At 70.9% G+C, this 24,362-nt stretch carries 20 protein-coding genes and 4 tRNA genes; 11 read left to right on the top strand and 13 right to left on the bottom strand.

Going from position 1 to position 24,362, the window contains the following annotated elements:
- Positions 1 to 5: 5 nt before the first annotated feature.
- The 3 genes from GLX25_RS14805 to pdxS all read right to left on the bottom strand — a co-directional run bounded on the left by GLX25_RS14805 (position 6) and on the right by pdxS (position 2,374).
- Positions 6 to 764, bottom strand: a complete 759-nt coding sequence (locus GLX25_RS14805) for a YebC/PmpR family DNA-binding transcriptional regulator (RefSeq protein WP_155843288.1) — start codon at positions 762 to 764, stop codon at positions 6 to 8.
- 81 nt (positions 765 to 845) lie between these two features.
- Complete coding sequence (pdxT, locus tag GLX25_RS14810) at positions 846 to 1,490, bottom strand: pyridoxal 5'-phosphate synthase glutaminase subunit PdxT (protein ID WP_155843290.1); 645 nt, start codon at positions 1,488 to 1,490, stop codon at positions 846 to 848.
- Positions 1,484 to 2,374 (bottom strand): pyridoxal 5'-phosphate synthase lyase subunit PdxS, encoded by an 891-nt coding sequence (pdxS, locus tag GLX25_RS14815; RefSeq protein ID WP_155843292.1) that lies wholly within the window; start codon positions 2,372 to 2,374, stop codon positions 1,484 to 1,486. Before pdxS ends, pdxT begins: the two co-directional genes overlap by 7 nt.
- A gap of 122 nt (positions 2,375 to 2,496) precedes the next feature.
- Between pdxS and GLX25_RS14820 the strand changes: the two genes are divergently transcribed.
- Together GLX25_RS14820 and pdxY are read left to right on the top strand one after the other, a co-directional pair.
- Positions 2,497 to 3,837, top strand: a complete 1,341-nt coding sequence (locus GLX25_RS14820; RefSeq protein ID WP_240898385.1) for an aminotransferase class I/II-fold pyridoxal phosphate-dependent enzyme — start codon at positions 2,497 to 2,499, stop codon at positions 3,835 to 3,837.
- Between the two features lie 7 nt (positions 3,838 to 3,844).
- Positions 3,845 to 4,696, top strand: a complete 852-nt coding sequence (gene pdxY / locus GLX25_RS14825) for a pyridoxal kinase PdxY (protein WP_166548866.1) — start codon at positions 3,845 to 3,847, stop codon at positions 4,694 to 4,696.
- A gap of 104 nt (positions 4,697 to 4,800) precedes the next feature.
- Here the strand turns inward: pdxY and GLX25_RS14830 are convergent, their stop codons facing one another.
- Entirely contained in the window at positions 4,801 to 5,364 is a 564-nt protein-coding gene (locus GLX25_RS14830) for an HIT family protein (protein WP_155843298.1), read from the bottom strand.
- The gene (thrS, locus tag GLX25_RS14835) at positions 5,361 to 7,271 is read right to left on the bottom strand and encodes a threonine--tRNA ligase (RefSeq protein ID WP_240898412.1); all 1,911 of its coding nucleotides are present in this window, start codon (positions 7,269 to 7,271) and stop codon (positions 5,361 to 5,363) included. The genes GLX25_RS14830 and thrS overlap by 4 nt, the downstream gene beginning before the upstream one ends.
- Before the next feature lie 354 nt (positions 7,272 to 7,625).
- Here thrS and GLX25_RS14840 point away from each other — a divergent pair, with 354 nt between their 5' ends.
- The gene (locus tag GLX25_RS14840) at positions 7,626 to 9,686 is read left to right on the top strand and encodes a glycosyl hydrolase family 28-related protein (protein WP_155843302.1); all 2,061 of its coding nucleotides are present in this window, start codon (positions 7,626 to 7,628) and stop codon (positions 9,684 to 9,686) included.
- A gap of 46 nt (positions 9,687 to 9,732) precedes the next feature.
- Here GLX25_RS14840 and GLX25_RS14845 read toward each other — a convergent pair.
- The 3 genes from GLX25_RS14845 to GLX25_RS14855 all read right to left on the bottom strand — a co-directional run bounded on the left by GLX25_RS14845 (position 9,733) and on the right by GLX25_RS14855 (position 10,034).
- Positions 9,733 to 9,807 (bottom strand) — tRNA-Val (locus GLX25_RS14845).
- Positions 9,808 to 9,838: 31 nt separating this feature from the next.
- Positions 9,839 to 9,909 (bottom strand) — tRNA-Cys (locus GLX25_RS14850).
- Positions 9,910 to 9,961: 52 nt separating this feature from the next.
- A tRNA-Gly gene (locus GLX25_RS14855) sits at positions 9,962 to 10,034 on the bottom strand.
- 294 nt (positions 10,035 to 10,328) lie between these two features.
- Between GLX25_RS14855 and GLX25_RS14860 the strand changes: the two genes are divergently transcribed.
- Positions 10,329 to 10,404, top strand: a tRNA-Val gene (locus tag GLX25_RS14860).
- A 67-nt stretch (positions 10,405 to 10,471) separates the two neighbouring features.
- On the opposite strand, the gene GLX25_RS14865 is transcribed toward GLX25_RS14860, so the two are convergent.
- The 3 genes from GLX25_RS14865 to zapE all read right to left on the bottom strand — a co-directional run bounded on the left by GLX25_RS14865 (position 10,472) and on the right by zapE (position 13,584).
- Complete coding sequence (locus tag GLX25_RS14865) at positions 10,472 to 11,032, bottom strand: type II toxin-antitoxin system PemK/MazF family toxin (RefSeq protein ID WP_271192379.1); 561 nt, start codon at positions 11,030 to 11,032, stop codon at positions 10,472 to 10,474.
- 41 nt (positions 11,033 to 11,073) lie between these two features.
- Complete coding sequence (locus GLX25_RS14870; RefSeq protein WP_155843303.1) at positions 11,074 to 12,297, bottom strand: ammonium transporter; 1,224 nt, start codon at positions 12,295 to 12,297, stop codon at positions 11,074 to 11,076.
- Between the two features lie 231 nt (positions 12,298 to 12,528).
- A complete protein-coding gene (zapE, locus tag GLX25_RS14875; protein ID WP_155843305.1) occupies positions 12,529 to 13,584 on the bottom strand; it encodes a cell division protein ZapE in 1,056 nt (351 codons plus the stop codon).
- A gap of 144 nt (positions 13,585 to 13,728) precedes the next feature.
- Between zapE and GLX25_RS14880 the strand changes: the two genes are divergently transcribed.
- On the top strand, positions 13,729 to 14,628 hold the full coding sequence (locus GLX25_RS14880) for a sulfurtransferase (protein WP_155843307.1): 900 nt from the start codon (positions 13,729 to 13,731) through the stop codon (positions 14,626 to 14,628).
- A gap of 36 nt (positions 14,629 to 14,664) precedes the next feature.
- Positions 14,665 to 15,105: a SufE family protein gene (locus tag GLX25_RS14885; RefSeq protein WP_155843309.1), complete on the top strand. Its 441-nt coding sequence runs from the start codon at positions 14,665 to 14,667 to the stop codon at positions 15,103 to 15,105.
- A 42-nt stretch (positions 15,106 to 15,147) separates the two neighbouring features.
- On the opposite strand, the gene GLX25_RS14890 is transcribed toward GLX25_RS14885, so the two are convergent.
- Positions 15,148 to 16,329 carry an alpha/beta hydrolase family protein gene (locus GLX25_RS14890; protein WP_155843311.1) on the bottom strand — a complete coding sequence of 394 codons (1,182 nt, stop codon included), beginning with the start codon at positions 16,327 to 16,329 and terminating at the stop codon, positions 15,148 to 15,150.
- Positions 16,330 to 16,431: 102 nt separating this feature from the next.
- Here GLX25_RS14890 and GLX25_RS14895 point away from each other — a divergent pair, with 102 nt between their 5' ends.
- The 5 genes from GLX25_RS14895 (at position 16,432) to GLX25_RS14915 (ending at position 22,240) form a co-directional block, all read left to right on the top strand.
- Positions 16,432 to 17,019 (top strand): DUF3000 domain-containing protein, encoded by a 588-nt coding sequence (locus GLX25_RS14895; protein ID WP_166548867.1) that lies wholly within the window; start codon positions 16,432 to 16,434, stop codon positions 17,017 to 17,019.
- Entirely contained in the window at positions 17,012 to 18,208 is a 1,197-nt protein-coding gene (locus tag GLX25_RS14900; RefSeq protein ID WP_166548868.1) for a ribonuclease D, read from the top strand. Before GLX25_RS14895 ends, GLX25_RS14900 begins: the two co-directional genes overlap by 8 nt.
- A gap of 78 nt (positions 18,209 to 18,286) precedes the next feature.
- The gene (locus GLX25_RS14905; RefSeq protein ID WP_166548869.1) at positions 18,287 to 19,495 is read left to right on the top strand and encodes a thiolase family protein; all 1,209 of its coding nucleotides are present in this window, start codon (positions 18,287 to 18,289) and stop codon (positions 19,493 to 19,495) included.
- An 11-nt stretch (positions 19,496 to 19,506) separates the two neighbouring features.
- On the top strand, positions 19,507 to 21,645 hold the full coding sequence (locus tag GLX25_RS14910; RefSeq protein ID WP_155843313.1) for a 3-hydroxyacyl-CoA dehydrogenase NAD-binding domain-containing protein: 2,139 nt from the start codon (positions 19,507 to 19,509) through the stop codon (positions 21,643 to 21,645).
- 64 nt (positions 21,646 to 21,709) lie between these two features.
- Positions 21,710 to 22,240: a dihydrofolate reductase family protein gene (locus GLX25_RS14915; protein WP_271192380.1), complete on the top strand. Its 531-nt coding sequence runs from the start codon at positions 21,710 to 21,712 to the stop codon at positions 22,238 to 22,240.
- Positions 22,241 to 22,293: 53 nt separating this feature from the next.
- Here the strand turns inward: GLX25_RS14915 and dxs are convergent, their stop codons facing one another.
- The gene (gene dxs, locus GLX25_RS14920) at positions 22,294 to 24,237 is read right to left on the bottom strand and encodes a 1-deoxy-D-xylulose-5-phosphate synthase (protein ID WP_155843317.1); all 1,944 of its coding nucleotides are present in this window, start codon (positions 24,235 to 24,237) and stop codon (positions 22,294 to 22,296) included.
- Positions 24,238 to 24,362 lie beyond the last annotated feature (125 nt).

The following is a 24,362-nucleotide window of genomic DNA, read 5'->3' on the forward strand; positions in this document are numbered from 1 at the left end:
TCGGCCTAGTCCTCGTCCTCGAGCTCGGCCTGGACCTCGGCGGTCAGGTCGAAGTTGCTGTAGACGTTCTGCACGTCGTCGCTGTCCTCCAGCGCGTCGATCAGGCGGAACACCTTGCGGGCCGTGTCGGCGTCGATCTCGACCTTGAGGTTCGGCACGAACTCGATGTCGGCGGACTCGTAGTCGAGCCCGGCATCCTGCAGCGCCTTGCGCGTGTCCACCATCGACGACGGGTCGGTGATGACCTCGAAGCCCTGGGCGTGCGGCTCGATCTCCTCGGCGCCGGCCTCGAGCGCCGCCATCATGACGTCGTCCTCGGTCGTGCCCTCGCCGGTCACGACGATGACGCCCTTGCGCGTGAAGTTGTAGGCGACCGAGCCGGGGTCGGCCAGCGTGCCGCCGTTGCGGCTGAGCCCCGTGCGGACCTCGGCGGCCGCGCGGTTCTTGTTGTCGGTGAGCACCTCGATCATGAGCGCGACGCCGTTCGGGCCGTACGCCTCGTAGGTGATGTTCTGGTACTCGACGGCCTCGCCGCCGATGCCGGCCCCGCGCTTGATGGCGCGGTCGATGTTGTCGTTCGGCACCGACGTCTTCTTGGCCTTCTGCACCGCGTCGTACAGCGTCGGGTTGCCGCCCAGGTCGGGGCCGCCGAGCTTGGCCGCGACCTCGATGTTCTTGATGAGCTTGGCGAACGACTTCGCACGGCGTGCGTCGATGACGGCCTTCTTGTGCTTGGTCGTCGCCCACTTGGAATGCCCGGACATGCCTCTCCCGTCACGGTGATCAGTACCCCGACATTCTAGGCCAGCGCGCACGCCGGCCCCCGCGTCCACGCAGGTCGGGCGCTACGCCGCGGCGGTCACCGCCGCGCGGACCTTCGCCAGGAAGTACTCGTGGAACCGGTGGTCGCCCTGGATCTCGGGGTGGAAGCTCGTCCCGACGAGGTTCCCCTGCTCGACGGCCACCACGCGCCCGTCGGCGAGCGTGGCGAGGGGCGTCGCGCGCTCCCCCACCGCCTCGACCACCGGGCCGCGGATGAAGACGGCGTGCACCGGCCGCTCGCCGAGCGCCGGCACGTCGAGGTCGGTCTCGAACGACTGGTTCTGCGAGCCGAAGGCGTTCCGCCGGACGACCACGTCGAGCCCGCCGAGGTTCCGCTGCCCCTCGATCGTGTCGAGCAGCGTGTCGGCGATCATGATGAGGCCGGCGCACGTGCCGTAGACCGGGAGGCCCTCCGCGATCCGGCGCTTGAGCGGCTCGGCGACTCCGAACGCGCGCGACAGCTTGTCCATGACGGTCGACTCGCCGCCGGGGATCACGAGCCCGTCGATGCCCTCGACGTCCTCGGGCCGGCGGACGAGCACGACGCGCGCGCCGAGCTCGCCCAGCACGCGCGCGTGCTCGCGGAAGTCGCCCTGGAGGGCGAGGACGCCGACGGTCGGCCCCGCGGCATCCGTCGCCCCCAGGGACTCGTCGCGGAGACTCACCATCCGCGCTCGGCGAGCCGGTGCGGTGCGGGCAGGTCGCCGACGTTGATGCCGACCATGGCCTCGCCGAGGCCGCGCGACACCTCGGCGACCACCTTGGGGTCGTCGTAGAAGGTCGTGGCCTTGACGATCGCGGCGGCGCGCTGCTCGGGGTTGCCCGACTTGAAGATGCCGGAGCCCACGAAGACGCCGTCGGCGCCGAGCTGCATCATCATCGCGGCATCGGCCGGCGTCGCGACGCCGCCCGCGGTGAAGAGGACGACGGGGAGCTTGCCGGTCTCGGCGACCTCGAGGACGAGCTCGTACGGCGCCTGCAGCTCCTTCGCGGCGACGTAGAGCTCGTCGCGCGTCATCGACTTCAGCTGGTTGATCTCGGAGGTGATCTTGCGGATGTGCTTGGTCGCCTCGGAGACGTCGCCCGTGCCGGCCTCGCCCTTCGAGCGGATCATCGCCGCGCCCTCGTTGATGCGGCGCAGGGCCTCGCCGAGGTTGGTGGCACCGCAGACGAAGGGGGTGGTGAAGCCCCACTTGTCGATGTGGTTGACGTAGTCGGCGGGCGAGAGCACCTCGGACTCGTCGATGTAGTCGACGTCGAGCGCCTGGAGCACCTGCGCCTCGACGAAGTGGCCGATGCGGGCCTTGGCCATGACCGGGATGGAGACCTCGGCGATGATCGCCTCGATGAGGTCGGGGTCGCTCATGCGGGCGACGCCGCCCTGGGCGCGGATGTCGGCGGGGACGCGCTCGAGGGCCATGACGGCGACCGCACCGGCGTCCTCGGCGATGCGCGCCTGCTCGGGCGTGACGACGTCCATGATGACGCCGCCCTTCAGCATCTCGGCGAGGCCGCGCTTCACGCGGCTCGAGCCGGTCTCGGACGTGCTCATGGGTGGTTCCCTTCGACGGATGGCGCGCACTCGCGCAACTTCGCGGACAAGACGTTGGCTTGGCCTAGGCCAAAAGATAGCATGGGCCGAGTCCTCCCTTCGGAACAGTGATGGATCGTGACATGACCCTCGAGATCACCGGTCGTTCGGCCGCCGACATCGCCGCGAGCGTCCGCGCGCTCATCGAGCGCGGCATCCTGCTCCCCGGCGATCCGCTGCCGCCGGTGCGGGGCCTCGCCGACGACCTCGGCGTCAACCGCAACACGGCCGTCGCCGCCTACCGGCAGCTCACCACGGCCGGCATGGTCGTCACCCGCGGCCGCGGCGGCACGCGCGTCGCCGACCGGTCGCCCGTCGCGCAGGAGGGCTTCGCGGCCGACAGCGTGCTCCGCGACGTCGCGACCGGCAACCCCGACCCCGACCTCATCCCGGACCCGTCCCGTGCCCTCGCGGGCATGGCGGGCCGGCCGGTGCTCTACGGCGAACCCGTCATCGACCCCGACCTCGAACGCTGGGCGCACGAGTGGGTGGGCGCCGACCTCGCACCCTCCGACGTGCGGCTCACGATCACGAGCGGCGCGGCCGACGCGGTCGAGCGCCTCCTCGCGCAGGCGCTCGTGCGCGACGACGCGGTCGCGCTCGAGGATCCGTGCTTCCTCACGAGCATCCACACGGTACGCGTGGGCGGCTACCGCCCCGTGCCGGTCCCGGTCGACGACGAGGGGATGACCGTCGACGGGTTGCGCTCGGCGCTCGAGCAGGGCGTGCGCGCCGTGGTCTGCACGCCGCGCGCGCAGAACCCGACCGGGGCGAGCCTCTCCGATCGCCGCGCCGCCGACCTGCGCGAGGTGCTCGCCGACCACCCGTACGTCCTCGTCATCGAGGACGACCACTTCTCGATGCTCTCCCGGAGCCCGTACCGCTCCCTCATCGGCCCCGACCACCGCCGCTGGGCGCTCGTGCGCTCGGTGTCGAAGTTCCTCGGGCCCGACATGTGCCTCGCGGTCACCGCGTCCGACCCCGAGACGGCCGATCGGCTCGCGATGCGGCTCACCCCTGGCACGACCTGGGTGAGCCACCTCCTCCAGCGCCTCGCGCTCGCGCTGGTGACCGACCCCGGCGTCGTCTCGGGCATCGAGGCAGCGGGATCGCACTACGCCGAACGGAACGCCGCGTTCGCTTCACGCCTCACCGCGCTCGGCGTGCCCGCGACGGCCGGCGACGGGCTGAACCTCTGGGTCGCCCTGCCGGTGCCCGCCCGCGACGTCTCCGAGCAGCTCATGCGCCGCGGCTGGCTCGTGCGAGCCGGCGACGAGTTCGTGCTGTCGGAGGCCCCGGCCGCGCGCCGCCTGCGCCTGACGGTGCACGACCTCGCCGATGCCGACGCCGAGCGGCTCGCCGCCGATATCGCGGCCGCCGTCCGCGCCGCGGGCGGACGGCTCACTCCGCCCGGGATGGAATGATCGAGGGGTGAAGGTCCTCTCGATCCAGTCCGCCGTCGCCTACGGCCACGTCGGCAACTCCGCGGCCGTGTTCCCGCTCCAGCGCATCGGGGTCGAGGTCATGCCCGTCTACACCGTCAACTTCTCGAACCACACCGGCTACGGCGCTTGGCGCGGTCCGCTGATCGCACCGACCGACGTCGCCGACGTCATCTCCGGCATCGAGGACCGCGGGGCCTTCCCGAAGGTCGACGTGATCCTCTCGGGCTACCAGGGCTCCGAGGGCATCGCCGACGTCATCCTCGACGCCGTCGCGCGGATCAAGACCGCGAACCCCGACGCGATCTACTCGTGCGACCCGGTCATGGGCAATGCGAAGAGCGGATGCTTCGTGGCGCCGACGATCCCGGTGCTGCTCCGCGACCGCGTGGTGCCGGCCGCCGACCTCATCACCCCGAACCAGTTCGAACTGGGCTACCTCACCGGGACCGAGCCCGACTCGCTCGAGTCGACGCTCGAGTCGGTCGACCTCGCGCGGGGCATGGGTCCTCGGACCGTGCTCGTGACGAGCGTCGAGCGCCCCGACCGCGCGGACGGCACGATCGAGATGCTCGCGGTCGACGACGACGGTGCGTGGATCGTGGAGACGCCGCGCCTCCCGATGAAGGCGAACGGCTCGGGGGATGTCACGGCCGCCCTCTTCACGGCGCACTACCGCCGCACGGGCGACGCATCCGGCGCGCTCGCACGCACCGCGTCGAGCGTCTTCGACCTGCTGGCCACCACCCACGAGTCGGGTGAGCGCGAGCTGCGGCTCGTCGAGTCCCAGGAGGCGTACGCGAACCCGCGCATGCAGTTCGAGGTCCGCCGGGTCCGCTGACGCACACGCTCGGTGGTCGAGTAGGCGCGCAGCGCCGTATCGAGACCGGTCGCGAGGTCTCGATACGCGGCTGCGCCGCTACTCGACCACCGAGAGGACGCCGCTCAGCGCGGCCATGCCTCCGCGATCTCCTCCCGCACCTCGCCGAGGAGGCGCGGGAGCGCCTTCGTGCCCGCGATGATCGGGAAGAAGTTCGCGTCGAGCGCCCATCGCGGCACGATGTGCTGGTGCAGGTGCTCGGCGATGCCGGCGCCGGCGATGCGGCCCTGGTTCATGCCGATGTTGAATCCGTCGCAGCGCGAGACCTGCTTCACCGTCCGCATCGCGACCTGCGTGAGCTCCCCGATCTCGGCGACCTCGTCGGGGGTCGCCTCGTCGTAGGTGGCGATGTGCCGGTACGGGCAGACGAGCAGGTGGCCGCTGTTGTAGGGGTACAGGTTCAGCAGCACGTAGGCGTGCTCGCCGCGCGCGACGATGAGCGACTGCTCGTCGCTGAGCTGCGGCGCGCGGCAGAACGGGCAGGCGTGCTCGTCGGGCTGCTGCCCGTGCTGGATGTAGACGAGGCGGTGCGGGGTCCAGAGCCGCTGGAACGCGTCGGGCACGCCGGCGAGGTCGGCCGCGGCATCCGTCGGAACGCCGTCGAACTCGTCGCCCTGGTACGAGGTCATGCGAACAGGTCGTCCCGGGTGGTCACCTGGCGGCGATCCGCGATCGCCTCGCGGATGCGAAGCTCGGCCTCGGCGATCGGCACGCCGTTCTCCTGCGTGCCGTCCCGGAAGCGGAAGCTCACGGTCTCGGCCGTGCGGTCGTTCTCGCCCGCGATGAGCTGGATCGGCACCTTCTGCGTCGTGTGGGTGCGGATCTTCTTCTGCATGCGGTCGTCGCTCGTGTCGAGCTCGGTGCGCACGCCCGAGCCCGCGAGCTGCGTGAGGATGCCGCCGAGGTACGGCGCGTACTCGTCGGCGACGGGGATGCCGACGACCTGCACCGGCGAGAGCCAGAGCGGGAACGCGCCCGCGTAGTGCTCGGTGAGCACGCCGAAGAAGCGCTCGATGGATCCGAACTTCGCGGAGTGGATCATGACGGGCTGCTGGTGGGTGCCGTCGGCCGCGGTGTACTCGAGGCCGAAGCCCTCGGGCTGGTTGAAGTCGTACTGGATCGTCGACATCTGCCAGGTGCGGCCGATCGCGTCGCGCGCCTGGACCGAGATCTTCGGGCCGTAGAACGCGGCGCCGCCCGGGTCCATCACGAGCTCGAGCCCGGACTCCTCGGCGACCTCTCGCAGCACGTCGGTCGCGACCTCCCACTGCTCGTCGCTGCCCTTGAACTTCTCGGAGTCGGCATCGCGCGTCGAGAGCTCGAGGTAGTAGTCGTCGAGGCCGAAGTCGCGCAGGAGGCCGAGCACGAAGTCGAGCAGGTGCTTGATCTCGCCGGGCGCCTGCTCGGGCGTGACGTAGCTGTGCGAGTCGTCCTGCGTGAGGCCGCGCACGCGCGTGAGGCCCTGCACGACGCCCGACTTCTCGTAGCGGTACACGGTGCCGAACTCGAAGAACCGCAGCGGGAGCTCGCGGTACGACCGCCCGCGCGAGCGGAAGATCAGGTTCTGCATCGGGCAGTTCATCGCCTTGAGGTAGTACTCGCTGTTCTCGAGCTCCATCGGCGGGAACATCGTGTCCTTGTAGTACGGCAGGTGCCCGGACAGCTCGAAGACATGCGCCTTCGTGATGTGCGGCGTCGAGACGTACTGGAAGCCCTCCTCGATGTGGCGCCGGCGGACGTAGTCCTCCATCTCGCGCTTGATCACGCCGCCCTTGGGGTGGAACACGGGCAGGCCCGAGCCGATCTCGTCGGGGAAGCTGAACAGGTCGAGCTCGACGCCGAGCTTGCGGTGGTCGCGGCGGGCGGCCTCCTCGAGCCGGTGCTGGTAGGCGCGGAGCTCGTCCTTGGTCGGCCACGCGGTGCCGTAGATCCGCTGCAGCTGCGGGTTCTTCTCGGACCCGCGCCAGTAGGCGGCCGCGACCCGCATGAGGGCCCAGCCGTTCCCGATCATGCGCGTGCTCGGCAGGTGCGGGCCGCGGCAGAGGTCCTTCCAGGCGACCTCGCCGGTCTTCGGGTCGACGTTGTCGTAGATGGTGAGCTCGGCGCCGCCGACCTCGACCGACTCGTTGTCGTCCTGGCCGCCCTCGCCGCCGGTCGGGTGGCCCTTCAGCCCGATGAGCTCGAGCTTGTACGGCTCGGCCCCGAGCTCGGCGCGGGCCTCGTCGTCGGTGACGACGCGGCGCACGAAACGCTGGCCCGAGCGGATGATCCGCGCCATCTCCTTGTCGAGCACCTTCAGGTCTTCGGGCGTGAAGGGCTCGGCGACGTCGAAGTCGTAGTAGAAGCCGTCGGTGACGGGCGGGCCGATCCCGAGCTTCGCGTCGGGGTTGACCTTCTGCACGGCCTGGGCGAGGACGTGGGCCGTCGAGTGGCGGAGGATCGCGAGCCCGTCGGGCGAGTCGATCGTGACCGGCTCGACGACGTCGGTGTCGGTCACCGTCGTCGCGAGGTCCTTCAGCTCGCCGTTGACGCGCATCGCGACAACGGAACGATCGGTGAAGAGCTCGAAGCCGTCGGCCAAGTGGATCCACTCCCCTGCAGTGTGAGACGCAACCCCTCAACTGTAGTCGCGAGCGACGGCCGCGGCGCGCGCAGGCGGCGTCGCCCGACCGCCGGCCCCGGTTTGCGCTCGACCACGCAAGCAGAGGTGCCATCCCGTCGTCGTTTGCGCGACCTTGCGCGAAGTATCGCAAGAACTCGACATTTGCCAGACATTTCCTCGCACCACCTTGTGCGGATCTCGCGCGCCGCCATAGCCTCGCCTCACTCGAGGGCACCGCGACGCCCGCAGTGCCCGCAGGCGTGCACAACGAGAGGAAACGAGTCGACGATGACACGGCCCACCACCCCCGTCCCACCGCCGCAGCGCGGAACCGGCCCGAGGCCAGGACGCACCCCGCTCGCGGTCGCCGCGACCGCGGTGCTGGCCGTCGGCGCCGCGGTCCTCGGCCCCGCCCCGGCCTCGGCCGCTCCGGAACCGGTCGTCACCCGCGCCGCCATCGACCCGGCGCTCGTCGCGGGCCGAGGCGCAGACGTCCCGTTCCTCGAGCAGGAGGCCGAGCACGCGTCGACGAGCGGCGAGGTGATCGGTCCCGATCGCACCGCCTACACGATCGAGGCCGAGGCCTCCGGCCGCTCCGCCGTGCGGCTCGATCCCGGCGAGTACGTCGAGTTCACGCTGCCCCAGGCGGCGAATGCCATCACGGTGCGCTACAGCATCCCCGACGCGCCGGGCGGGGGCGGGATCACCGCGCCGCTGGAGGTCGCCGTCGACGGCGGCGAACCGGCCGTGATGCCCCTCACGTCCGAGTACTCGTGGCTCTACAACCAGTACCCGTTCACGAACGACCCGGACGCCGACCTCCTGCACCCGGACTGGTGGATCACCGAGTGCGGATGCGTCCCCGGCGAGGGCTACGAGGTCGCGAAGCCGTTCCGCCCGATGCACTTCTACGACGAGCAGCGGATGCTCCTGGGCCAGACCTTCCCGGCCGGCGCCGTCGTCCGCCTGACCGCCCCCGAGGGCACGGATGCCGCGTGGACGGTCATCGACCTCCTCGACTCCGAGCTCGTCGCACCGCCCTCGGAGCAGCCCGACGATTCGGTCAGCGTCCTGAAGTTCGGGGCCGACCCGGACGGCGTACGCGATTCCGCCCCGGCCTTCCGCACCGCGATCCGATGGGCGCAGCGGCACGGGGTCGAGGTGTTCATCCCCGCCGGCGAGTTCCGGGTCAGCGAGCACCTCATCGTCGACGAGGTCACGATCCGCGGCGCCGGCAACTGGCACTCGATCGTATTCGGCGAGGAGGTCGCGCTGAAGAAGCCGACCGCCGATGGCTCCGTGCACACCGGCGTGGGCTTCTACGGGAGGGACGCCGCCGACGGCGGCAGCTCGAACGTGCACCTGTCCGACTTCGCCATCCGCGGCGACGTCCGGGAGCGGATCGACACCGACCAGGTCAACGGCGTCGGCGGAGCCATGAGCGACTCGACGATCGAGCGCCTCCACATCGAGCACACCAAGGTCGGGCTCTGGTTCGACGGCCCGATGAACAACGTCGTGGTACGCGACAACGTGATCGTCGACCAGGTCGCCGACGGCCTGAACTTCCACACCGGCGTCACCGACTCGGTCGCCGAGCGCAACTTCGTCCGCAACACCGGCGACGACGGGCTCGCGATGTGGTCGGAGGGCGTCCCGAACGCCGGGAACGTGTTCGTGCGGAACACCGTCCAGACGCCGACGCTCGCGAACGGCATCGCGATCTACGGCGGCGCCGACACGACGGTCGAGGGCAACCTCGTCGCCGATCCGATCCGCGAGGGCAGCGCCCTGCACGCCGGCTCGCGGTTCGGCGCCGAGCCCTTCACCGGTTCGCTCGAGTTCACCGACAACACGACGGTCCGCGCCGGCACCTACGAGCTCAACTGGAACATCGGCCTCGGCTCGATCTGGCTCTACGCGCTCGACCGGTCGATCGACCTGGCCGATGTCAGGGTCACGGGCGACCACTACCTCGACAGCACGTACAACGCGATCATGCTCGTCTCCGATTGGCCCGTGAAGGACCAGGTCTCGATCTCGAACGTGCACTTCGCCGACGTGCGCGTCGACGGCACCGGCACGTCCGTCCTGAGCGCGCGAGTCGCGGGGTCGGCCTCGTTCGAGAACGTGGATGCTCGCAACGTGGGCGCCGTCGGCATCAACAACTGCGGCACGTTCCACTTCACGCCCGCGGGCTCCGAGTTCTCGGTCGTCGACCTCGGAGGGAACGACTCGAGCGGCGTGAACACCACCGGCCCGTGGATGGCGCCGTGGGAGCTGCCGAACACGATCACGTGCGACGACCGGCCGCCGGTGGTCGCGCCGCCCGCGCCGTCGCCCTGGTGAGATCCGGATGCGACGAAGGCCCCGGCTGCTGCCGGGGCCTTCGTGCTGGTGGGCGATACTGGGATCGAACCAGTGACCTCTTCCGTGTCAGGGAAGCGCGCTACCGCTGCGCCAATCGCCCGGATGCGAGTGAGCTCTGCGAACTCGTCTCGAGGTGGATACGGGATTCGAACCCGTGTATACGGCTTTGCAGGCCGCTGCCTCGCCTCTCGGCCAATCCACCGTTGCTTGGGTTCACCACCAAAGAACAAACCGGCTTTCGCCGGCTTGGTCAGAGCGGATGACGAGACTCGAACTCGCGACCCTCACCTTGGCAAGGTGATGCGCTACCAACTGCGCCACATCCGCGTTGTCGCTGTTTCGGCGACAGAGAGACTCTAACCGATGACGTGAACGATTGACAAACCGAGGCCCCCTGCCCGCCGATTCCGGCCGATCAGGAGGCCAATCGAACCGCGCAACCCGGGCGTGTCGTCGACCAACGGGGTGTCTGACGGGCGCGACATCCGACGCCGACCCGCACGCTCGTTCCGGGTCCTCACCCGCGCTCGGATGCGCCCGCGCGCCGATGTGCAATCGACCCGCCGCGTGGGCTAGTATCGACTCCGCGGTCACGATCCGATCGGGCCCGCGATCCCACATGGGCGATTGGCGCAGCTGGTAGCGCGCTTCCTTCACACGGAAGAGGTCGTCGGTTCGAGCCCGGCATCGCCCACCACGACGAAACGCCCCCGGCTCCCCGGGGGCGTTCCTCGTTTCGGCGGGCGGGTCTCGGCGGGCGTGCGCTACCCCCACCCGTACCGCGCGGCGAGGGCGTCCACGACCCGGCCGTACCGGTCCGCGTCGAGCGACGCTGCTTCACGCCGCATCCCGTCCGTGTGCACGAGGAAGACGCGATCGATCCGAGCCCAGCTCGGCCGGCCCTCGCCGTCCCACGCCCCCGCGCCGAGCGCGACGGCGTCGCCGTTGCCGTCCTGCGGCCTGCTCGTCAGCTGCACGGCCAGGAAGCGCCCCTCGGTGCCCGCCGCCACGACGACCACGGGCCGATCCTTGCCCCGACCGTCTCGTTCCTCGTAGGGCACCCAGGTCCAGACGACCTCGCCCGGGTCCGGTTCGCCGTCCCGCTCCGGGGTGTAGGCGAACCGCACGCGACGGATGCCGGCGGGATCCAGCTCGACCGTCGCCGACGGTCCCGAGCGCCCGGGCCACTCCTCGTCGTCGGCTCGCGGCGGCGACGCGGCATCCGTCACGGTCGGCGCAGGTCGGTCGGGGCGACCGGCCGGCGACGTCGGGAACGGGCGGATGACACGCCGGAGGGCGGTGAGGAAGCGGTGGGTGTCAGGCACACCCGCACACTATCCTCACCGCCCTCGCGGTGATCGCAGGATCAGACGGACTCGAGCTTGTAGCCCTCTTCGCCGTGGACGATCGTGTCGATGCCCGCCAGCTCGTCCTCGTTCTTCACGCGGAAGCCGATGGTCTTCTCGATCGCGAAGCCGACCACGAAGGCGACGATGAACGAGTAGAGCAGGACGCCGACGGCGGCGATCGCCTGGACGGCCAGCTGGCCGGCGTCGCCACCGACGAAGAGGCCGGTGCCGGTCGCGAAGAAGCCGAGGTAGAGCGTACCGATGAGGCCGCCGACCAGGTGGATGCCCACCACGTCGAGCGAGTCGTCGAAGCCCCACTTGAACTTCAGCTCGATCGCGATGGCGCAGACCGCACCCGCGACGACGCCGAGGACCGTCGCCCAGCCCGGGGTCAGGTTGGCACAGGCCGGGGTGATCGCGACGAGACCCGCGACGGCGCCCGATGCGGCACCGACCGAGGTCGGCTTGCCGTCCTTGATCTTCTCGACGATCATCCACGCGAGGATGGCCGCGGCCGTGGCGACCAGCGTGTTGACCGCGATGAGGCCGACGCCGGGCATGCCCTCGGCGAGGAACTCCGCGCCGGCGTTGAAGCCGAACCAGCCGAACCAGAGGATCGAGGCGCCGAGCAGGGTCAGCGGCACGTTGTGCGGCTTGTCCATGCCCTTCTGGAAGCCGACGCGCTTGCCGAGGACGAGCGCGAGCGCGAGCGCCGCCGCACCGGCGTTGATGTGCACCGCGGTTCCACCGGCGTAGTCGATGACGCCCGGGAGGCCCAGGGTGTCGCCGAGCGAGAGGATCCAGCCGCCGCCCCAGACCCAGGCCGCGACCGGGAAGTACACGAGCGTCGCCCAGATGCCGGCGAAGATCATCCACGCGCCGAACTTCGCGCGGTCCGCGATGGCGCCCGAGATGAGCGCGACGGTGATGATGGCGAACGTCGCGCCGAAGATCACGCCGAGCAGGTCGGCGTTGGCCGACTCACCGCCGGCGAGGCTCGCGAGCCCGAAGTCGGCGAAGGGGTTGCCCGAGAACTCCCAGGCGCTGCCGACCGCGCTCATGTTGAAGCCGTACAGCACCCACAGGACGCTGATCAGTCCCATTGCGCCGAAGCTCATCATCATCATGCTGACGACGCTCTTCGCCTTGACCAGGCCGCCGTAGAAGAACGCGACGCCCGGCGTCATGAAGAGCACGAGCGCGGATGCCGTGACGGCCCACGCGATGTTGCCGCTATCCATAGGTAATCCTCACACCTCTTGGTTTGCAGGGGACGTACCGCGAGGGGGATGAGACTGGGGCTCGTCTCGAGGTACGACGTTCAGAATGGTGCGGGAACGTTTCGCCCACGGGGCACCCTGCGTTTCGCAACGGTTACGGAATCGCGCGCGATGTAACGAGCATGTTTCCGGATGCCGCGACGAGCCTCCGAAATCGCTGCCGAGCACGTGTGCCGGGCGTGCGCCGACCGCTCAGTCGTGCGGAGGGAGCTCGCCCGTGGTGAGGGCGATCATGCGCGACATCGAGCGCAGGTACTTCTTACGGTAGCCACCCGAGAGCATGTCGCCGCCGAACACCTCGTCGAGTGCGAGCCCGCTCGCGAGGATCGGGACCTCGGCGTCGTACACCCGGTCGATGAAGGCGACCAGGCGGAGCGCGGCGTTCTGGTCCGTGAGCTCGCGGACGCCGGTGAGCGCGATGAACTCGAGGCCCTCGATGAGCTTGATGTACTTCGACGGGTGCACGGTCGACAGGTGCGCCAGCAGGGCGTCGAATCCGTCGAGCGACACGCGGTGCCCCCGGGAGGCGAGGGTCGCCGCCGCGTGCTCGACCGCGGCGTCGTCGGCGAGCGCCTCGGCGTGCCCCTCGGTGTCGCGCCGGCGGTAGTCGAGCCCGTCGATGCGCAGCGTCTCGAAGTTCGACGACAGCGCGTGGATCTCGCGGAGGAAGTCGGCGGCGGCGAAGCGCCCCTCGCCGAGCGCGTTCGGCGGCGTGTTGCTCGTCGCCGCGACCCTGGTGCCGCCGGCCATGAGCTCGCCGAGGAACCGGGTCATGAGCATGGTGTCGCCCGGGTCGTCGAGCTCGAACTCGTCGATGCAGACCAGGCGGGCGCCGCGCAGCAGTTCCACCGCCTGCGCGTATCCCAGGGCGCCGACGAGTGCGGTGTACTCGATGAACGTGCCGAAGTACTTCGGACCGTGCGCGACGTGCCAGAGCGCGGCGAGGAGGTGCGTCTTGCCGACGCCGAAGCCGCCGTCGAGGTAGACGCCGGGCAGCTCGATGCGGGCCGGGCGCTTGCGCGAGAAGAACCCCCCGGGCCGCTGTGCGGCCCGCCACGCGCCGGCGAACGCGTTCAGCCGGTCGAGGGCGGCCTGCTGCGACGGGAAGTCGTGGTCCGGCCGGTACGACTCGAACGAGGCGTGCTCGAACTGCGGCGGCGGCACCAGCTCCGAGGCGATCTCGGCGCCCGTGATCGACGGGTTGCGGTCGACGAGTCGCTCGAGAGCGGATGCCGCGGCAGTGGTCATCGGCGTGGGATCTCCTGTTGCACCTCGTGACGTGCGCGGTGACGACGACCGGCATGGCGCGTAGATTCGGTGGTGGACGGGTCACCAGCCTAGTCCGCTCCCCGATCCGCACTCGCCCGACCGGGCGACCACTGGAGGTTCCCCATGTCCGTCGAGTTCGACCCCGCCGCCAAGCTGGCCGAGTACGCCCACCCCGAGCGGCTCGTCACCACGGACTGGCTCGCCGAACGCCTCGGGGAGCCGGGACTCGTCGTCGTGGAGTCCGACGAGGACGTCCTGCTCTACGAGGTCGGCCACATCCCGGGCGCCGTGAAGGTCGACTGGCACACCGAGCTCAACGACCCGGTCGTGCGCGACTACCTCTCCGGCGAGCAGTTCGCCGAACTGCTCTCCGCGAAGGGCATCGCACGCGACGACACCGTCGTGATCTACGGCGACAAGAACAACTGGTGGGCCGCGTACGCGCTCTGGGTCTTCACGCTCTTCGGACACGAGGACGTCCGCCTCCTCGACGGCGGTCGCGACAAGTGGATCGCCGAGGGCCGCCCGCTGACCACCGACGCGCCCGCCCGCGAGCCCGTCGAGTACCCGGTCGTGGAACGCGACGACACCGCCATCCGCGCCTTCAAGGAGGACGTGCTCGCGCACTTCGGCAACCCGCTCATCGACGTCCGCTCGCCCGAGGAGTACACGGGCGAGCGCACGCACATGCCGGCCTACCCCGAGGAGGGGGCGCTCCGCGGGGGCCACATCCCCACCGCGGCATCCGTGCCATGGGCCCGCGCCGCCGCCGAGGACGGCACGTTCCGCACGCGCGCCGAACTCGACGCGATCTACCGCGACGAGGTCGGGCTGGCGGACGGCGACGACGTCATCGCCTACTGCCGCATCGGGGAGCGCTCGAGCCACACGTGGTTCGTCCTGACGCACCTGCTCGGGTTCGAGGGCGTCCGCAACTACGACGGGTCGTGGACGGAATGGGGCAGCGCGGTGCGCGTGCCGATCGCGACCGGTCCTGAGCGCGGCGAGGCGCCGGCCCGCTAGGGCGTCGGCCCGGCGCCGGGTGGGAGAATGGATCCGATGGATGCCACGACCCTGCCCCCGGCGCTCGCCGAGACGCGCGAGGACTTCCTCGCGCTCGGCGTGAAGGACCGGCTGACGCTGCTGCTCGACTTCTCCAACGAACTGCCGGAGCTGCCGGAGCGCTATCGCGACCACCCCGACCTGCTCGAGCGCGTCGAGGAGTGCCAGTCGCCCGTGTACATCTTCGTCGAGGTCGATCCGGAGGGCGTCGTGCACATGCACGCCACCGCGCCGGCGGAGGCGCCCACGACCCGCGGTTTCGCGTCGATCCTCGCGCAGGGCCTGGAGGGCCTCACACCCGACGAGGTGTTCGCGATCCCCGCGGACTACCCGCAGTCGCTCGGCCTGGGCGAGGCCGTCTCGCCGCTCCGCGTGCGCGGGATGTCGGGCATGCTCGCTCGCGCGAAGCGTCAGCTCTCCGAGCGCATCTCCGCCTGAGCGGCGGCGCGAGCGGGGCTCGACGCCGGCGAGGCGTTCGCGCTAGCGGCCGGCCAGCCAGTCGTGGACGAGCATCGTCCAGCGCGGGGCGTCGTGGTTCCACAGCTTCGTGTGCCGCGCGCCCTCGAACACCTCGAACTGCACGAGGTCGGAACGCACCTCGGCGAGCCGTCGGGATCCGTCGATGGGGACGAATCCGTCGTCCTCGCTGTGCATCAGCAGGATCGGCACGTCCAGCTCGTCCGCTCGGGCGACCGCGTCGAGCGCCTCGAGGTCGATCGGAGCGGCCAAGCCGGTGAGCGTCCCCGCGATCGGGGCGCTGAGCACGCGCGCGACCGCGCCGCCGAGTTCGGCCGGCAGCCCGAGGGCCCGTCCCTGGAAGCGCAGGATGTCCGGCCAGTCGACCGCCGGGGATTCGAGGATGACGCCGACGAGGTGCTCGCGGACCTCGTCGGACCGCAGCACGGTCTGCAACGCGATGGATCCGCCCATCGACCAGCCCATGAGGACCACGCGCCGGGCGCCGCGTTCCACCGCGAAGCGGACCGCGGACACCACGTCCTCCCACTCCGTGCCGCCGAGGCCGTACCGGCGGTCCTCGCTCGCGGGCGCCTCGCCGTCGTTGCGGTACGACACGAGGAGCGACGACCATCCCGCCCGGGTCGCGGGCTCGACCGCGCGCAGGCCCTCGTGGCGCTTGGCGCCGCGGCCGTGCACGACGACGACCCAGTCCGTCGACAGCGCGCCCGTGGCATCCGTCGCCGGGACGAACCACGCCGGGGCGGGGCCGAGCGGGGTCGGGACGAGCACGTTCTCGTACCGCTCGGCGACCTCCCACGGACCGAGGTGCACCCACCCGCTGATGCGACCGCGCGCGGCCCGGTCCAGGCGGCCGAACTCCACCGACTCGATGACGCGCCGGACCCGGTGCCCGTCGTCGTGCAGCACGTCGCCGACGCGCGCGTAGCCCGAGTCGTGCTCGAACCAGAGGCCGTACCGGCCGCGCATCCTCGCGTCCTCGGACCCCGACAGCACCACCTCGCCGGCCGCGAGGTCGACGCGGTCGATGCGGATGTCGTCCTCGCGATCCGGCTCGGGCGTCACGACGCGCCGTGCGAAGACGATCGCGGTCGCCGCGGTCGCCGCCGCGAACGCCGCACCCACGATGGCGACGCCGCCGAGGACCGCACCGATCGGTCCAACCGTGCGCTCGAGCCTCGACATCCCGCCTCCAGTCTCCGTCGCCGCCGTCCGTGCGGACGCGGTACGGGCCGTCTCGCGGCGCGCCGCCACCCGGCCCCGTGATCGAGACTCTAGTCTGCACACGTGTCCGACTCGGCGACCACGCCTCCCCCTGAGTTCGCCGCAGCGCTGGAATCGCTGCGGTCCGCGACACCGCGAGCCGAACTGCGCGTGTCGGAGATCGCCGCGCCCTCCTCGCTGGCGCCGTGGGCGGTCGCGCTCGCGGCGGACCTGATCCCCGGGCGCCACGCGGAGGACTCGGACCTCGGAACCGGTCGCTTCGTGCTCCTCCACGATCCGTCCGAGCCCGAGTCGTGGGGCGGGCGCTTCCGGGTCGTCTGCTTCGCGCAGGCCCCGCTCGAGACCGACATCGGCGTCGATCCCTTCCTCGCCGACGTCGCCTGGTCGTGGCTCGTCGACGCGCTCGATGCCCACGGCGCGCGGTATGTCGCCGCCTCGGGCACCGTCACGAAGATCCTCTCGACGGGGTACGGAGAACTCGCACGCCAGGGGGACGGCGCCGAGCTCGAGCTGCGCGCGTCGTGGACGCCGCTCGACGCCGCGATCGCGCCGCATGTGGAAGGGTGGAGTGAGTTGCTGTGCATGCTGGCCGGCCTGCCTCCGAGCTCGGAGGGGGTGACGGCCCTTCCACGGAGGAGGAGACGTGGCTGACGAGTTCCACGTGATCGACTCCCTCGAGGCCTACGACGACGCGGTCGAGGCCATCGCGGGGGGCGTGGGTCCGGTCGCCGTCGACGCCGAGCGGGCGAGCGGGTTCCGCTACTCGCAGCGCGCGTACCTGATCCAGCTGTTCCGCCGCGACGCCGGCACGTTCCTGTTCGACCCCACGATGGTCGGCGACTTCGCGAGCCTCCAGCAGGCGATCCGCGACGAGGAGTGGGTGCTGCATGCGGCCAGCCAGGACCTGGCGTGCCTCCGCGAGGTCGGGCTCGACCCGTCCGGGATCTTCGACACCGAACTTGCGGCGCGGCTGCTCGGGATGCCGCGCGTCGGCCTGGCGTCGGTGGTCGAGGAGCTCCTCGGCATCCGCCTCGCCAAGGAGCACTCGGCAGCCGACTGGTCGACGCGACCGCTCCCCCAGTCGTGGCTCCGCTACGCCGCGCTCGACGTCGAGCTCCTCGTCGACGTCCGCGACCGGCTCGCCGAGCGCCTCGTCGACGCGGGCAAGGAGGAGATCGCGCGCCAGGAGTTCGACGCCACCGTCCATCGCGCCGCGAAGCCCCCGGCCGCCGAGCCGTGGCGCCGCCTGAGCGGCATCCACGCGCTGCGCTCGCCACGCAATCTCGCGGTCGCGCGCGCGCTCTGGCACGCGCGCGACGACCTCGCCGCCGAGACGGATGTCGCGCCGGGACGCCTCGTGCCGGATGCCTCGATCCTCGCGGTCGCGAAGACCCTCCCCGAGTCCAAGCGAGCGCTCGCCGACCTCAAGGCCTTCAACGGTCGCGCGAGCCGTACCGAGATCGACCGATGGTGGGCCGCGATCGAGGACGCCCGCACCGCCGAACCGCCCGCCTCGCGCGTGCCGAGCGACGCGCCGCCGCCCCCGCGGGCCTGGGCGTCGCGGAACCCGGAGGCCGATGCCCGGCTCCGACTGGCGAAGGCGGCCGTCGGCGACGTGGCCGAGGAGGTCGGCATGCCGGTCGAGAACCTCCTGACGCCCGACCACCTGCGGCGGCTGGCGTGGCATCCGCCCACCGACGCCACCCCGGAGGCGATCGGCGCGGCCCTCGAGGAGCTCGGCGCACGACCCTGGCAGGTTGCCGCTACCTCACAGATAATCGCAACCGCGTTTGTGCAGGCCGCACAATCGCTCGAAGACGCCGCACACGACGCTTCGTAGGAACCGGCAACCGATTCCGGCGGCCGCGGAGCGCGTTCCTAGGATCGGGTGATCCTCCATTCGAAAGGGAGCTGCAGCGTGGCTGAACGAGCTGACGTCGTGTTCGTCGACGGGGTCCGTACCCCCTTCGGCAAGGCCGGCGAAAAGGGCATGTACTGGAACACCCGGGCCGACGACCTGGTGGTGAAGGCGATCGTCGGGCTCCTCGAGCGCAACCCGAACGCGCCGAAGGACCAGATCGACGACGTGGCCATCGCGGCCACCACCCAGACGGGCGACCAGGGACTCACGATCGGCCGGAGCGCCGCGATCCTCGCGGGCCTGCCGAAGTCCGTTCCCGGCTTCGCGATCGACCGCATGTGCGCCGGCGCGATGACCTCGGTCGCGATGCTCGCCGGCTCGATCGGCTACGGGCAGTACCGCCTCGCGATCGGCGGCGGCGTCGAGCACATGGGCCACCACCCGATGGGCTCGGGCGTCGACCCGAACCCCCGCTTCGTCGCCGAGAAGATGGTCTCGGAGGACGCGCTCGTCATGGGCGCCACCGCGGAGCGCATCCACGACCGCTTCCCGCACCTGACCAAGGAGCGGGCCGACCGGTACGCGATGGGCAGCCAGCAGCGGACCGCGGCGGCCTACGAGGCGGGCAGGATCCAGCAGGACCTCGTTCCCGTCGCCATCCGCACCGGTGAGGGCTGGGGCCTGGCCACGCGCGACGAGGTCATGCGTCCCGAGACCACCCTCGAGGGGCTCGCGACCCTGAAGACCCCGTTCCGCCCCCACGGGCGCGTGACCGCCGGCAACGCGTCGGGCCTGAACGACGGCGCCACCGCCGCCCTCCTCGCAAGCGACGACGCCGCGAAGGAGTACGGCCTGAACGTCAAGATGAAGCTCGTGAGCTACGCCTTCGCGGGCGTCGACCCGGCCATCATGGGCATCGGCCCGGTGCCGGCGACCGAGAAGGCGCTGCGCATCGCGGGCCTGACGATGGACGACATCGGCATCCTCGAGGTCAACGAGGCGTTCGCCGTGCAGGTGCTCTCGCTCCTCGACCACTACGGCATCGACGACGACGACCCGCGGGTCAATCCCTGGGGCGGGGCGATCGCCGTCGGCCACCCGCTCGCCTCCTCGGGCGTGCGCCTGATGAACCAGCTCGCCAGCCAGTTCGCCGAGCGCCCCGACGTGCGCTACGGCATCACGACCATGTGCGTCGGCCTCGGCCAGGGCGGAACGATGGTCTGGGAGAACCCGAACTACTCGCGCAAGGCCGCGAAGAAGGCCTGAGGACGACGACGATGACCGACTACACGCAGATCGACTTCACCGAGCTCGCGGGCATGTTCGACGACGAGGTCGTCACGCACTCGTACGTGCGCGACATCCCCCTCTCGGAGGGGCGCACCCTGGCGCTCGTCACGCTGGACAACGGGCGCGACCACACGCGCCCGAACACGCTCGGCCCGAACACCCTGCTCGAGTACGCCGCGGCGCTCGACGGACTGACCGCCCGGGCCGCCGCCGGCGAGATCCACGCCGTCGCGGTGACGGGGAAGCCCTTCATCCTCGCCGCGGGCGCGGACCTCTCGAAGGTCTCGCAGCTGCCGAACCGCGAGGCCGGCCTGCGGATCGCACAGCTCGGTCACCACGCGCTCGGCAAGCTCGCGACCGTGGGCGTGCCCTCGTTCGCCTTCGTCAACGGGCTCGCGCTCGGCGGCGGCGTCGAGATCGGACTGCACGCCGACTACCGCACGGTCGACGCCTCGCTGCCCGCCCTCGCGCTGCCCGAGGTCTTCCTCGGCATGATCCCCGGCTGGGGCGGCGCGACCCTGCTGCCCAACCTCATCGGCATCGAGAACGCGCTGAAGATCGTCGTCGAGAACCCGCTCAAGCAGAACCGGACCATCAAGGCCCCCGAGGTGCTCGAGCTCGGCATCGCCGACGTGATGTTCCCCTCGGTGAACTACCTCGAGGACTCGATCCGCTGGGCCGACGACGTCATCTCGGGCCGCGTGAAGGTCAAGCGACCCAACGAGCCCGGCAAGCTCGAGCGCATGGTCAAGTGGGACGCGGCGATCGCCATCGCGAAGAAGATGCTGCAGAGCCGCATCGGCACCGTGCCGAAGTCGCCGTACGCCGCGCTCGAGCTGCTCAAGGCCGCGAAGTCCGGCACGCGCGAGGAGGGCTTCGCCCGCGAGGACGAGATGCTCGCAGACCTCGTCTCGGGCGACCAGTTCCACGCGTCGATGTACGCCTTCAACCTCGTGCAGAAGCGGGCCAAGCGCCCGGCCGGGGCTCCCGACAAGGCGCTCGCGAAGCCCGTCACCAAGGTCGGCGTCCTCGGCGCCGGGTACATGGCGAGCCAGTTCGCACTGCTCTTCCTCCGCCGTCTCCAGGTGCCGGTGATCATCACCGACCTCGACCAGGAACGCGTCGACAAGGGCGTGGCCTACATCACCGGCGAGATCGACGCCCTGCTCGGCAAGGGGCGCATCTCCCCCGACGAGGCGAACCGCCTGAAGGCCCTCGTGCACGGCACGACCGACAAGTCGGAGTTCGCGGACTGCGACTGGGTGATCGAGGCCGTCTTCGAGGAGCTCACGATCAAGCAGGACGTGTTCGCCGAGATCGAGAAGGTCGTCTCCCCCGAGGCCGTGCTCGCCACGAACACCTCGTCGCTGTCGGTCGAGGAGATCGGCGCGAAGCTCGAGCACCCCGAGCGGGTCGTCGGCTTCCACTTCTTCACGCCCGTGGCGGTCATGCCCCTCATCGAGGTCGTGAAGACGACGAAGACGGATGACGCGACGCTCTCGACCGCGATGGTCACCGCCGCGAAGCTCAAGAAGAACGCCGTCATCACGGCGGACACCCCGGGCTTCGTCGTCAACCGCCTCCTCGCCGTGCTCCTCGGCGAGGCGATGCGCGCGGTCGACGAGGGGACGTCCTTCGAGACGGTCGACCAGGCCATGGCGCCGCTCGGCCTCCCGATGGCGCCGTCGGCGCTGCTCGACCTGGTCGGCCTCAAGGTGGGCGCGCACGTGCTCGACACCCATCACGCGGCGTTCCCCGACCGGTTCTACCGTTCGGAGAACCTGCACGCGCTCGCCGAGTACGGCACGCTGCTCGACAAGGACGACAAGGGCAAGGTCAAGGGCTTCGACAAGGGCGCCCTGAAGATCGTGGCCGGCGGCACGAACCCGTCGAGCCCCGAGGAGATCCTCACCCGCCTGCAGGACGGCCTCGCGCGCGAGACGAAGCTCATGCTCGACGGCGAGGTCGTCGCGGCGGCCGAGGACATCGACCTCTGCATGGTCCTCGGCGCCGGCTTCCCGTTCCAGATGGGCGGCCTGACGCCCTACCTCGACCGGGTCGGCGCCTCGGAGCGCGTGTTCGGAGACACGTTCCACCACCCGCCGATCCGGGGTGTCGAGTCCTGACCCCCGCCTGATCCGCAGAACGGCCCCCGACGCGATGTCGGGGGCCGTTCGTATGCTCGGGGTCGTGACGCGCATCCAGTACTACGTGGCCGCCACCCTCGACGGGTTCATCGCCGACGAACACGACGGGCTCGAGTGGCTCCTCCAGTTCGGCATGGCCGACTTCAGCGACCACTACGAGCGCTTCTTCGCCTCGGTCGGGGCGCTCGTGCTCGGTGCGACCACCTTCGAGTGGGTGCTCCGCGAGGGCGGTGGCTGGCCGTACGGCGAGATGCCCACCTGGGTGCTCACGCACCGAACTCTCGAGGCGCCCGAGGGGGCCGACATCCGCTTCGCCCAGGGCGACGTCGGGGCGATTGCGGATGCCGCGACCGCGGCCGCAGGCGGACGGAACGTGTGGGTCGTCGGCGGCGGACCCGTCGCCGCGCAGTTCCTCGCGGCCGGACGACTCGACGAGCTGCACGTGACCTACATGCCGGTCGCGCTCGGGCGCGGACGACCGCTGCTGCCGGTCTCCGAGGTCACGCCCGTGCTCACGTTGACCGGTGTCACCCGGCTCGGCGACGCGGTCGAGCACGTCTACCGAATCGGCTGACCGCGGAGCGACCGCGCTGCCGCCAGGCCCGCGGCCGAAGGTCGGCCCCGAGCTCAGACTCTGGGCTGCGCGCCCGTGTCCGTCGGCACGTCGATGCCCGCGTTGCGCGCGTGCGGGAGCTTGCTCCCGAGGACCATCCCGGTCACGTCGCGGGCGATGTGCTGCGGGGTCAGGCCGACCCGCTCGAGGATGTCGGCGCGCGAGCCGTGGTCCAGGAACTCGTCGGGCAGGCCGACCTCCGTGACGGCCGTGTCGACGCCGGCCTCGCGCAGGTCCTGGCGGATGCGGGTGCCGATGCCGCCGACCCGGATCCCGTCCTCGATGCTCACCACGATGCGGTACTCCCCCGCGAGCGAGACGACGCTCTCGGGCACGGGCACGACCCACCGCGGGTCGACGACCGTCGCACCGATCCCCTGCGCCTCCAGCTTGCTCGCGACCTCGAGGCCGATCCCGGCCATCGGGCCGACGGTCACGATGAGCACGTCGCGACGATCCGACTCGGCGAGGACGTCGACGCCGTCGTAGGTGCGGCGGACGGCGTCGTACTCGGTGCCGACCGTGCCCTTCGGGAACCGCAGGACGGTCGGCGCATCGCCGATCCGCACGGCCTCGGCGAGTTCCTCGGCCAGCCGCACCGAGTCGCGCGGCGCGGCGAGGCGGATGCCGGGGACGACCTGCAGGATCGAGAGGTCCCAGACGCCGTGGTGGCTGGGCCCGTCCGGCCCGGTGACGCCGGCCCGGTCGAGCACGAACGTCACTCCGGCCCGGTGCAGCGCGACGTCCATCAGGACCTGGTCGAACGCGCGGTTGATGAAGGTCGCGTACACGGCGACGACCGGGTGCAGGCCGCCGAAGGCGAGGCCCGCCGCGGAGGTGACCGCGTGCTGCTCGGCGATGCCGACGTCGAACACCCGGCCGGGGAAGCGCTCGGCCATGCGGTGCAGGCCCGTCGGGCGGAGCATCGCCGCGGTGATGCCCACGAGACGCTCGTCGCGCTCGGCGAGCGTGACGAGCTCGTCGGCGAACACGCTCGTCCACGACGGCGCCGAGGCCGTCTCGAGCGACTCGCCCGTCTCGGGGTCGATCTGGCCGACCGCGTGGAACTGGTCGGCGGCGTCGCGTCGAGCCGGCTCGTACCCGCGCCCCTTCTCGGTGATGGTGTGGACGATCACGGGCGCCCCGTAGTCCTTGGCCTGGCGCAGCGCCTCCTCGAGGGCGCGCTCGTCGTGGCCGTCGATCGGGCCGATGTACTTGATGTCGAGGTTCGAGTACAGCGCCTCGTTGCCGCTGACCCGGCTGAGGAACCCGTGCAGGCCGCCGCGGACGCCGCGATAGATCGCCTGGCCCGGGGAGCCGAGTCGGTCGAAGGCGCTCCGGCTCTTCAGGTGCAGCGATCGGTAGGACTGCTTGGTCCGCACCGAGTTCAGGAAACGCGCCATCCCGCCGATCGTCGGCGCGTAGGAGCGCCCGTTGTCGTTGACCACGACGACGAGGTTGCGGGTGTTGTCGTCGGAGATGTTGTTCAGCGCCTCCCACGTCATGCCACCCGTGAGGGCGCCGTCGCCGACGACGGCGACGACGTGGCGGTCGCCCTGGCCGGTCATCTCGAAGGCCTTCGAGATGCCGTCGGCCCACGACAGGGAACTGGAGGCATGCGAGCTCTCGACCACGTCGTGCTCCGACTCGGAGCGCTGCGGGTACCCGGCGAGGCCGCCGGTCTGCCGAAGGGTCGAGAAGTCCTTGCGTCCGGTGAGGAGCTTGTGCACGTACGACTGGTGACCGGTGTCGAAGATGATCGGGTCGCGGGGCGACTGGAACACGCGGTGGATCGCGAGCGTGAGCTCGACGACGCCGAGGTTCGGACCGAGATGCCCACCCGTCTTCGAGACGTCGGCGACGAGCACCTCGCGGATCTCGCGGGCGAGCTCCTCCACCTGGTCGTAGGACAGCGCATCGAGGTCGCGCGGTCCGCGGATCGTGTCGAGCAGCCTCATCCGTCGTGCCTCCGGGTGCGAGGGGCGCCGTGCGCCCGGGTTTCGTTCGAGTGTACGCCGGGCGACCTGAGAGCCCGGGCAGAGATCGGGGGCGGCGAGCCGAAGCCCGTCGCCCCCGTCGCGCG

The sequence above is a fragment of the Agromyces luteolus genome, assembly GCF_009729855.1.
Taxonomy (GTDB): Bacteria; Actinomycetota; Actinomycetes; order Actinomycetales; family Microbacteriaceae; genus Agromyces; species Agromyces luteolus.

What these genes read in the sequence shown, in the direction of transcription:
- GLX25_RS14805 (WP_155843288.1), bottom strand. Translation starts at nt 764, where the DNA reads ATGTCCGGGCATTCCAAGTGGGCGACGACCAAGCACAAGAAGGCCGTC.
- pdxT (WP_155843290.1), bottom strand. Translation starts at nt 1,490, where the DNA reads ATGGTGAGTCTCCGCGACGAGTCCCTGGGGGCGACGGATGCCGCGGGG.
- pdxS (WP_155843292.1), bottom strand. Translation starts at nt 2,374, where the DNA reads ATGAGCACGTCCGAGACCGGCTCGAGCCGCGTGAAGCGCGGCCTCGCC.
- GLX25_RS14820 (WP_240898385.1), top strand. Translation starts at nt 2,497, where the DNA reads ATGACCCTCGAGATCACCGGTCGTTCGGCCGCCGACATCGCCGCGAGC.
- GLX25_RS14830 (WP_155843298.1), bottom strand. Translation starts at nt 5,364, where the DNA reads ATGACCTCGTACCAGGGCGACGAGTTCGACGGCGTTCCGACGGATGCC.
- thrS (WP_240898412.1), bottom strand. Translation starts at nt 7,271, where the DNA reads ATGCGCGTCAACGGCGAGCTGAAGGACCTCGCGACGACGGTGACCGAC.
- GLX25_RS14840 (WP_155843302.1), top strand. Translation starts at nt 7,626, where the DNA reads ATGACACGGCCCACCACCCCCGTCCCACCGCCGCAGCGCGGAACCGGC.
- GLX25_RS14870 (WP_155843303.1), bottom strand. Translation starts at nt 12,297, where the DNA reads ATGGATAGCGGCAACATCGCGTGGGCCGTCACGGCATCCGCGCTCGTG.
- zapE (WP_155843305.1), bottom strand. Translation starts at nt 13,584, where the DNA reads ATGACCACTGCCGCGGCATCCGCTCTCGAGCGACTCGTCGACCGCAAC.
- GLX25_RS14880 (WP_155843307.1), top strand. Translation starts at nt 13,729, where the DNA reads ATGTCCGTCGAGTTCGACCCCGCCGCCAAGCTGGCCGAGTACGCCCAC.
- GLX25_RS14885 (WP_155843309.1), top strand. Translation starts at nt 14,665, where the DNA reads ATGGATGCCACGACCCTGCCCCCGGCGCTCGCCGAGACGCGCGAGGAC.
- GLX25_RS14890 (WP_155843311.1), bottom strand. Translation starts at nt 16,329, where the DNA reads ATGTCGAGGCTCGAGCGCACGGTTGGACCGATCGGTGCGGTCCTCGGC.
- GLX25_RS14910 (WP_155843313.1), top strand. Translation starts at nt 19,507, where the DNA reads ATGACCGACTACACGCAGATCGACTTCACCGAGCTCGCGGGCATGTTC.
- dxs (WP_155843317.1), bottom strand. Translation starts at nt 24,237, where the DNA reads ATGAGGCTGCTCGACACGATCCGCGGACCGCGCGACCTCGATGCGCTG.